General features: G+C 64.7%; 1 protein-coding gene and 1 pseudogene. Both read left to right on the top strand.

Translation table 11 applies throughout. From position 1 onward, the window contains the following. A pseudogene (locus tag AKL29_RS44430) lies at positions 1–160 on the top strand (protocatechuate 3,4-dioxygenase subunit beta); the annotation flags it as partial. Further along, positions 161–702 (top strand): protocatechuate 3,4-dioxygenase subunit alpha (pcaG, locus tag AKL29_RS40320; RefSeq protein WP_082190491.1); only part of this gene is annotated, 542 nt, incomplete at its 3' end.

Below are 702 nucleotides of genomic sequence, written 5' to 3'. Positions count from 1 at the left end.
TCCGTTCGATCCGATCTTCAACTCGGTGACGGACGAGAAGGCGCGGGCGCGGATGATCTCGTCCTTCGATCTCGAGAATACCAAGCCGGAATGGGCGCTGTGCTACCGCTTCGATATCGTGCTGCGCGGACGCAATGCCACGCCGATGGAGATCAGGTAAGTGTCGAACCCGCGTCCTGATGGAATCACGCCTTCGCAGACCGTCGGCCCCTATTTCAAATACGGCCTGACGCCGAACGGCGAATATGAGTGGAACGACGCCTTCACCAATAACCTCCTGACGCCTGACGTCTCGGGCGAGCGCATCCGCGTCGAGGGCAGGGTCTATGACGGCGACGGCGCGGTGATCCCGGACTGCATGCTGGAGATCTGGCAGGCCGACGCGCAAGGGCGCTTCTCCGATCCGCAGGACAAGCGCGCGCTGCCGAACTCCTCGTTCAAGGGCTTTGGCCGTTGCGGCACCGACAAGGGCGGCGGCTACGCCTTCGACACCATCAAGCCCGGCGTGGTGCCGGATGCCGACGGCAAGCCGCAGGCGCCGCACATCCTGCTCGCGGTGTTCGCGCGCGGCATGCTGCTGCATCTCTACACCCGGATCTATTTCGACGACGAAGCCGGCAACGCCACAGATTCCACGCTGGCGCTGGTTCCGGCCGACCGCCGCCTGACCTTGATTGCCAGGCGCAACGCCGGCGCCGGCAA

Origin of the sequence: Bradyrhizobium pachyrhizi (genome assembly GCF_001189245.1) — a bacterium.
Lineage (GTDB): Bacteria > Pseudomonadota > Alphaproteobacteria > Rhizobiales > Xanthobacteraceae > Bradyrhizobium > Bradyrhizobium pachyrhizi.
Note: the sequence above shows the minus strand (reverse complement) of the source record. Positions and strands in the feature narration are given on the sequence as shown.